This window comes from Aquicoccus sp., assembly GCF_041686535.1.
Lineage (GTDB): Bacteria > Pseudomonadota > Alphaproteobacteria > Rhodobacterales > Rhodobacteraceae > Aquicoccus.
This window is the reverse complement of sequence record NZ_JAWLDS010000112.1, coordinates 1-8,729: the sequence shown is the minus strand read 5'-3', so window position 1 is coordinate 8,729 and position 8,729 is coordinate 1. Positions and strand designations below refer to the sequence as shown.

Annotated in this window: 8 protein-coding genes; all 8 read right to left on the bottom strand. The window is 63.8% G+C overall.

All coding sequences use genetic code 11. The features are described from left to right. A partial coding sequence (locus ACESL9_RS15795; protein ID WP_372675156.1) for an ATP-binding cassette domain-containing protein occupies nucleotides 1-1,316 on the bottom strand: 1,316 nt, incomplete at its 3' end. A 32-nt stretch (nucleotides 1,317-1,348) separates the two neighbouring features. Further along, the gene (locus ACESL9_RS15790; protein ID WP_372615350.1) at nucleotides 1,349-2,290 is read right to left on the bottom strand and encodes an acetamidase/formamidase family protein; all 942 of its coding nucleotides are present in this window, start codon (nucleotides 2,288-2,290) and stop codon (nucleotides 1,349-1,351) included. 4 nt (nucleotides 2,291-2,294) lie between these two features. Continuing rightward, nucleotides 2,295-3,920, bottom strand: a complete 1,626-nt coding sequence (locus tag ACESL9_RS15785; RefSeq protein ID WP_372675155.1) for an ABC transporter substrate-binding protein — start codon at nucleotides 3,918-3,920, stop codon at nucleotides 2,295-2,297. Nucleotides 3,921-3,943: 23 nt separating this feature from the next. Continuing rightward, nucleotides 3,944-4,864, bottom strand: a complete 921-nt coding sequence (locus ACESL9_RS15780) for an ABC transporter permease (protein ID WP_372675154.1) — start codon at nucleotides 4,862-4,864, stop codon at nucleotides 3,944-3,946. Continuing rightward, entirely contained in the window at nucleotides 4,861-5,757 is an 897-nt protein-coding gene (locus tag ACESL9_RS15775; protein WP_372675153.1) for an ABC transporter permease, read from the bottom strand. The genes ACESL9_RS15780 and ACESL9_RS15775 overlap by 4 nt, the downstream gene beginning before the upstream one ends. After that, entirely contained in the window at nucleotides 5,750-6,343 is a 594-nt protein-coding gene (locus ACESL9_RS15770) for a transcriptional antiterminator (protein WP_372675152.1), read from the bottom strand. Before ACESL9_RS15770 ends, ACESL9_RS15775 begins: the two co-directional genes overlap by 8 nt. After that, the gene (locus ACESL9_RS15765) at nucleotides 6,340-7,461 is read right to left on the bottom strand and encodes a transporter substrate-binding protein (protein ID WP_372675151.1); all 1,122 of its coding nucleotides are present in this window, start codon (nucleotides 7,459-7,461) and stop codon (nucleotides 6,340-6,342) included. The genes ACESL9_RS15770 and ACESL9_RS15765 overlap by 4 nt, the downstream gene beginning before the upstream one ends. A gap of 790 nt (nucleotides 7,462-8,251) precedes the next feature. Continuing rightward, nucleotides 8,252-8,729: GSU2403 family nucleotidyltransferase fold protein (locus ACESL9_RS15760; RefSeq protein WP_372675150.1), on the bottom strand; the 478-nt coding region annotated here is incomplete at its 5' end.

Genomic DNA, 8,729 nt, shown 5'->3' with positions numbered 1-8,729 from the left:
CGCGCGATGCAGACCCGCTGGCGCTGGCCGCCGGAAAACTCGTGCGGGTAGCGCGACAGCATGTCGGCCGACAGCCCGACACGTCGAAAGAGGAACTCGGCCCGATCGCTCAGCTCGGATCCGCTGGCAAGGCTGTGCACCTGCAGCGGCTCCACCACCTGCTCGCCCACCGTCATGCGGGAATCGAGTGACGCGCCGGGGTCCTGGAAAATCATCTGGATGTCACGCAGCACCGGGCGCATGGCATGGCGCGACAGCCCGCGGGTCTGCTGGCCGTCGATCCGCACCGATCCGTCCCAGGGCACCAGATCCAAGAGCGCCTTGCCGATGGTCGACTTGCCGGAACCGGACTCGCCCACGAGCGCAAGGGTCTCTCCGGCGCGAATTCTGAACGACGCGCCCTCCACGGCGTGCAGCCGCGCAACGGTCCGGTTGAAGATGCCGCCGGTCACGTCGAAGCGGACGCTTAGATCGTCGACCTCTACGAGTCTATGTGCGCTTGCCTTCACTGGCCGGTCAGGGGCATGGCCGAGCCGCGGCACCGCCGCCAGCAATTTTCGCGCATAGGCCGATTGCGGCGTGCTGAAGATGTCTCCGACCGAGGCGCACTCTTCAGGCTTGCCCTCGCGCATGATGATGACCCGGTCGGCCATCTCGGCGACCACACCCATGTCGTGGGTTATCATGAGCACTGCGGTGCCGTGTTCCTTCTGCATCAAGCGGATCAGGTCGAGGATCTCGGCCTGCACGGTCACATCGAGCGCCGTCGTCGGCTCGTCGGCGATCAGGATCTCGGGCTCGCAGGCCAGCGCAATGGCGATCATCACGCGCTGACGCATGCCGCCCGACAGCTCGTGCGGGTATTGTTTCAGCCGCCGTTCGGGATCGGTCAGGCGCAGATCGCGCAGCAGTTTCAGAGCCCGCGCCGGCGCCTCGCCGCGCGTGCACATGCCATGTTCCAACAAAACCTCGCAAAGCTGCCGCTCGATGGTCATCAACGGGTTGAGCGAGGTCATTGGCTCCTGGAAGATCATCGAGATCCGGCGCGCGCGGACCTTGCGGTAGCGCCGGTCGCTCAGGCCGGCCAGATCGGTGTCGCCCAGCCGGATCGATCCGTCGGTGATCCGCGCCATGGGGCGCGGCAGAAGGCCCATGATCGCCAGCGCGGTCATCGATTTGCCCGATCCGCTTTCACCGGCCAGCGCCAGTGTCTCGCCGGGATGCAGGTCGAAGGATAGATGATCGAGAACGGTCTTACCGCCATCGCCGGTCGCCACCTGAACGGTCAGATCGCGCACCGTAAGAACGGGGCGCACGGTGTCGCCCCGTCCGTTTTCAAGCTCGGGCCTCATTCGAAGACGACACGCGGGAAATAGAAGGACACGACCCAGTTCGGCATGTCCACGATTTCCGAGATGCGCAGATCGCCGGCGACCGAGCACAACAGGTAGGCGTCCTCGGGGGACAGGCCGTGCTGCTTGCCCAGCAGATCGATCATGCCGGAGACCGCGTTCCTCGCGCCTTCCATCATGTCCGGCCCGATCCCGGTGGTGGCCTCGTAGCCCTTGGCGTCAAGGTGTCGGGTCACCGGTCCCGGTGTCGAGAACCGGGGGAAGGTCAAGGGCTCCTGCTTGATCAGGTCGAGCTTGATCTCGACATCCATTGGGCTTTCGATGGCGGTGCCGCACACCTCGCCGTCGCCCTGTGCCGCATGGGTGTCACCCACAGAGAACAGCGCCCCCGAGACCTCGACCGGCAGGTAGAGCACCGAGCCGACGGCCAGATCCCGGATGTCGAGATTGCCGCCCATCCGCCGCGGCGGCACCACGGAATGCAGCCCCGGCTCGGCCGGGGCCAGCCCGATCGTGCCCGCGAACGGTTTCAGCGGTACTCTGGCGATGTCCGAGAAAAGCGCCGGCGCCAGCGTATCCTGCTCATACTCCCACACCTTCAGGTGCGGATCCTCGAACTGGTCGGCCAACAGCCCGAAACCGGGGATATTAGCCGTCCAGCCAAAGCCCGAAGGGTGGAACTGCTCCAGCGTGATCTTCAGCACGTCGCCCGGCTCGGCCCCGTCGATATAGACGGGGCCGGTGACCGGGTTGATCTTGCCAAAATCCATCACCGCGACATCGGCGACGGTGCTGTCGCGCGTCAGTTGGCCGGCGGAACTGTCGAGGCACTGGAAATGCACCCGGCTGCCAGGGGCCACCGTCCGGGCGGGTGGGATCGAATGATCCCACCCGTGGTGATGGTGGCCGTGGATGGTGTAATCGTACGCCTTGCACATGATCTCACTCTGCGTCTGCGGAATAGATGTAATCGTAGTTCACCGGGATGTGCACCGGATCTACGAAGAGGCTGTCGTCACCAGCCATGTTGTCCGATACGAGCGTGAATCGCTGCTCATTGAAAATCGGCACCCAGGGCGCGTCGTCCATTATGTCGACATAGATCGACCGCCATGCCGCTTCGCGGTCCTCGGCCATGGCCGGATCGGCCATCGCGTCGGCCTCGGCGGCGCGGGCATCGAGATCCTCGTTGCAGTACCACGCCCAGTTCCAGCCGCCGGGCACCGCGCCCGCGCAGCCCAGGATGGGGCCGTAGAAGTTCGACGGATCCGGGAAATCCGCGATCCAGGCCATGCCGCCCGACCAGATCATCGGCGCCTGATCCGCGGCGCCACCCGCCGCGATCACGTTGGATTGCGCGAGGCTGCGGATTTCAACATCGACGCCGATCTCTGAAAGATCTTGCTGGATTGCCTGCGCGATCCGCGGGTTGGGATCGACGTTCATGACGAAAAGCTCGGTGGTGAAGCCGTCGGGATATCCCGCCTCGGCCAGCATCTCGCGAGCGGCTTCGGGATCGAAGGGGTAGCCCTCGTAGTCGTCCGCGTAGCCGGGCATCGTCGGCGGTAGCGGCTGGTTGGCGGGAACTGCTCGCCCATTGATCATCTGGACGATCCGGTCCTTGTTGATCGCCATGTTCATAGCTTTTCGGACAGTAACGTTGTCGAAAGGTTCCATTTGTGTGTTCAGCGTGACGTACCCGGTGTGAAGCTGCCCGCCTTCGACCACGTTGTCGGCCTGCTCGGGGTTGTTCATCACCTGAAGGAACTGCGCCGGCGGGATGCCGTCGCCGGGGACATCCGCCTCGCCGCTTTGCAGGCGCAGCAGCGCAACAGTCGGATCGAGCCCGATATCGAAGGTCACCCGGTCAAGCTTGGGCACGCCAGCGCGGTGATAGTCCTCGAACCGTTCGAACACGAGCTGCTGACCCGAGGTCCATTCGGCGAGGCGAAAGGCGCCGGAACCCACCGGCTCGCGCCCGAAATCCTCGCCCGCGGCCTCGACCGCCTCGCGCGGCACGATCGAGGCGAAGTTGAGCGCCATGACATGGCTGAAGGTCGCATCGGCCCTTGACAGGGTGAACTGCACAGTCTTGTCGTCGATTACCTCGACACCGCTCAGACCGTCGCCTTCGCCGGCGTTCCAGCTGTCGAAGCCCGCGATCATCCCAAAAAAACCTGCGCCGGGACTGCGGGTCGTGGGGTCGGTCACGCGCTCCAGCGAATACTTAACGTCCTCGGCGGTGATCTCGCGCCCGTTATGAAACTTGATGCCGTCCTTCAGCACGAAGGTGTGGACAGTTCCATCGTCGGAAATCTCGTGGCTGGCGGCCAGCTCGTTGCGCAGGGTCGTGGTGCCGGGCTCGTAGCCCATCAGACCGTCGAACAGCGACTTGATCATCGACCAGTTCTGCCAGTCATACCCGATCGCGGGATCAAGCGTGGCGACATCGTCCTGGTAGGTCACGACCATCTCGCCGCCTTGCGGCGCGTCCTCGTTCACCTGTGCGAACGCGCCGCCCGCGGCAAGCGCCATACCGGCGACGCCGGCCATAAATGCGTTTTTCATGGGTCTTCTCTCCTCTGTCGGTTTCATTTTGTCTTGATGCGGGGATCGATCAGCGGGGCCACCAGATCGGCAATCAGATTGCCGAGCACGATGGCCGTGGCCGAGACCATGGTCACGCCCATGATCACGGGGATGTCGACGCGCTGGATGGCCTGCCAGGCAAGCTGGCCGATCCCCGGCCATCCGAACACACTTTCGACGACGACGATGCCCGACATGAACAGGCCGATATCGATCCCGATCATGGCGATGATCGGCAGGATCGCGTTGGGCATGACATGGCGGGTGATGATATGCAGGCGCGACAGCCCCTTGGCGCGGGCGGTGCGCACGAAATCCTGCTCGAGCACGTCGATCATGGACGAGCGCATCATCCGGCTGTACCAGCCCGCCCCGAGGAACCCCAGCGTGATCGACGGCAATATCAGATGCGCGAAAGTGCCGTAGCCGCCGATCGGCAACCAGCCGAGCTGCACCGCGAAGATGTAAAGCAGCAGGATCCCGATCACGAATTGCGGGGCCGAGATCGACACGAAGCTGAAGATCATCAGCGAATGGTCTGCGGGTTTGTTGCGGCGCAGCGCCGCGACCACGCCGATGGTCAGCCCGAGGATCAATTCGGTGACGATCGCCGACACCATCAGCAAAAGGCTTGCGGGCAGGCGCGCGGCGATTAGTTCTGAGACCTCGGCACGTTGCAGGTAGGACCGGCCCATGTCGCCCTGCAGCAGGTTTCCGAGATAGCGGAAATACTGCAGGAAGAGCGGGTCGTTCAGCCCCAACTGATTTCGTATGTTAGCGACCGTCTCTGCCGTTGCCGAGCGGCCCGCGATCTGCCGGGCGGGATCGGCTGGCACCATATAGAGGAGAACGAAAGTCACGAAGGTGATCCCCAGCAGGATCAGCGCGCTTTCGATCAGACGTCTTGCGAGGTAGGCGCTCATCCGTGCCGCCCTTTCAATGTGGGATCGAGAACGTCGCGCAACGCATCGCCGACCAGGTTGAAGGCCAACGCCAGAAGGACGATCAGGAGACCGGGAATAAAGACCAGCCACGGCGCGGTGGAGAAATAGGTCTGGTTCTCGAAGATGATGTTGCCCCAGCTTGGCATCGGCGGCTGCACGCCGACGCCGAGAAAGCTCAGCGTCGCCTCCAGCAGCACGGTGGTCGAAATCCCCAGCGTGCCGAACACGATGATCGACGACAGAAGATGCGGCAGAAGGTGCTTGCCCAGGATGCGAAAGGGCGATGCGCCGATGGCGCGTTGCACCTGGATGAACTCGCGCTCGGCAAGGCTGCGTGTTTCGGTGTAGATGACGCGGCTCATCTGCACCCAGTTGACCATGGCGATCACCAGCGCGACGATCATCAGGCTGGGCTGGAAGATCGCGGCCAGCACGATCGCCAGCAACAGGGCGGGAAACGCCATCATCAGGTCGGTGAAACGCATTAGCACCGCCGCCGTCCAGCCGCCAAAATACCCCGCCGCGATGCCGACGCTCGCTCCGAGGATCACCGCGATGCCGTTCGCCACCACCCCGATGATCAGCGAAGTGCGCGTCCCGAGGATCAGCCGCGAGGCCAGATCGCGCCCCAGAAGGTCGGTGCCCAGCAGGTAGTCACCCCCCGGCGGAAGCGGCCCGCCCATCAGGTCCAGCCCGTCGAAGCTCTGCTCGAACGGGTCGTGCGGCATGATCCACGGCGCGAAAACCCCGCAAAAGACCATCACCGCGATCACCGCCAAGCCGAAGGCGGCGCGCGGCCGCTGCAACAGGTCGGTCATGACGCCCCGGAACCGGCCTCGTGACCGGGGGCGCAGGATCTGCGTGTCACTCATTGCGCGCGCCTCCGGCCTTCCGGCGTTCGGTCAGCAGCCTGATCGCGGCATCCTCGAGGCTGATCTGTTCCACCATCGCCATCGTGCGCAACTGCTTGAGCGCCAGCGCCTCGTCGCGCCCGCCCTCCATCAGAACGAGAACGGCGCGTATCACGTCGAGTCGACCCGTGCCGCGCCGTGCCAGCTCGGCCTCGCGGGCACGACGTTCGGCCTTCTGCGCGAACACGTCATGGGCGATCACCATCGCGGAAAAAAGATGGCCCAGCCCAGACAGGGGAATGAACGCGTCCACCTCTTGCGCCAGTGCCCAGGCCAGTCGCCCGGGGCTTTCCGATCCGATCAGCCCGATCAGCGGCATCGGCGCCGCGGCGCGTGGCCATGGCAGCATGCCGTCATCGGCGGTGTCGATGTCGAGGATCACCATATCTGCCGCGCGCGCCGCCCCCGCGCCCGGGTCTTCGTTGCGGACGCGGGCGCGCACGCCCAGCCTGTCGCAGCGATCCTTGATCCGCTGGCCGATTTCGGGCGACCGGTGCAGCACGAGCGCGGTCCGGCCGGCGAAATTGTGCAGGGGCGATCGTGTCATTTGACGACCCTCAACTTGCGTTGCGAGGCGGAGGTTGCGCTCGGCTTGGCGGCCGTCTGCGAGGTCATGTAGGGGTCGGCGGCGACCGGGGCCGCGGCGCTGTGTAGCACGTCGAACCGCCCGTTCCGGGCGATCGCCAGCCGGGGTGTGAGCGTCGCGTGCCGCAGCACCGGATCGATCGGCATCGCCCCCATGGCCGTGACCGCGGGTGTGTCCACCGCCGCGCGGAACACGGCCGAGGGGGCGTCGGTGCCGGCGCTGCGGTGCGCTGCGGCAATCATTTCCACCGCCGCGAAGGATGTCGCGAAGAACGACGACACCCGCCCGTTCGGCGCGTGCCGCCGGGCCGCCTCCCGCAGCATGTCGCTTGCATTCGCCTCGAAAAAGCTGCCCGCCGACAATAACCCGTCCGCCGCCGGTCCGATCTCGGCGAGATCGGCCTCGCTCTGGTTGAAACTCACCACCTGCACCGGAGGCCGCCCTGCACTGCCGCGCGCCGCGACCCCTTGAAGAAAGCTGGTGTTCGAGGGGCCGATCAGGCTGTCGACGACGCAATCGGCCTTGCGGTCGCGGATCTCGTCAAGAACATGGTCCGGCGTCGCGGCCCCGAGCGGCACATGGCGTTCGCCCACAACCTCGATCCCGCGCTGCGTCAGGCATTCCCGCGCCAGCCGCAACGTCTCCCACCCCCAGACATAATTCGAGCCGACGAGGAAGGCGCGCCGCATGCCCTGTGCCGCGATCCAGTCGGTCACCGGCACGACATGATGGTTCGGCGATGCGCCAAGATAGACGACGTGATCGTTACTCTCGAACCCTTCATAGGGGCAGGGGTACCATAAAAGCCCGCCATGGCGTTCCAGCAGCGGGATCATCTCCTTGCGACTCCACGAGGTGATCGCCCCGACAGTGTGGCGTACGCCGCCTTGAAGCATCTCGCGCGTCATCCGCTCATAGGAGGCCATGTCGCCGCCGGGATCGGCGATCACGGGCGTGATCGGGCGGGTGTCGTGCCGTTGCAGGCTCTCGATCGCGGCCAGCGCGCCGGCCAGCGCGCTTTGCCCAAGCGCCGCATAGCTGCCCGTCGTCGAAAATATGAGACCCAGACGCAGTGTCACGATTTCATCCCGCGCATAAAAAAACCCCGTTGCCTCGGATTGAGGAGAACGGGGCGCGATTGCCTTCGGCTTTTGCAGCCTTTGTAAGTCAACCTTGATCTATCTGTGCCGGCCTGTCCAGCCTTTCGTCGCGCGCCGGGTCAGCGCCTCGAGGCCTTTGACCGATATTTGTGCAAGATAGGATGCGAGCGTGGCTGGTTCTCTTGCGATCTTTCGAGCTACTTGATCTCGCTTATTTGCCGAAGACAATTATTCCGCGAACCGGGTAAATCACCGGAAAGCGGCGAATCCGCCTGTGTGAAGAGACCCTGTGGATCATATGCGCGGTTCCTGTACGTACCTCGCCACCCTCGTCGGCAGTCTGCAGAACATCAATCGCCCGATTTGACTGCATCTCCTCGAACAAGGCCGATGCCAATCATGAGTGAGAAAGTCGCCATCGGCAAGACTTGTGCCCAACTGAAAAAAGCTGGGCCGCACCGGCGTCACCAAAAACAGGAAAACTGTCCATCCCGAGGGGCGCACTCCAACCGCAGGTCAAGCATCGTCGGGAACTGTCACTCAGAAAGGTGTCCGAGACCTCAACCTTGACACAGTTACACAAAAGTAATTCGCGGATCTCAAGCTTTTCAATTTATCATTTCCGTTCGTTTTGAATTGACACCGGCAATGTTGCGCAATTCAGACCTGAGACGTGACTTGCGAAAGATCCGTGATGAGGCCGGTCAACGTACGTTCCGTACGACACCCGGTAATTTTGACGGCTTCAGGCCTTTGGACGGTCACAGCATCAAAGCCGTTGCAAATAGGAAAGCATCTCTCTCAGTTCTGGACGTCGAATGAGCGAGCCCTCAATCGCGCGCCGCCATTTCGGCCCGCGGCCGCGCGCCAAGTCGAGCTCTTCGGCAAGTTCAAACGGACGAGACTCGGCAAGGGCTTCGATCAGCCATTCGGCCTGTGCCAGATCCTTTTCGGACTTGGCCCGATAAGTTCCGCGTCGTGCCGATGCCACAATCAACTTGTGCACGGCAAACCGTTCCGGAGCGGGAATCCTGACCGGTATCCCTTCCCGGTAAAGAACCACAGCTTCGACCGTGTTCTCGAGGCTGAAATCAAGATAGCTCAGAGCCTGCGCCCAGATGCCGAGACCCTCGTGCCTGACTGACGCATCTCTGCCACGCTGCTTTGGCGTCAGAACGTCCAGCACGATCCCGTCATCGGTCTCCCACCTTACCGGATTTTCCTCTCCCGGCCCCGCCACCGGCCGC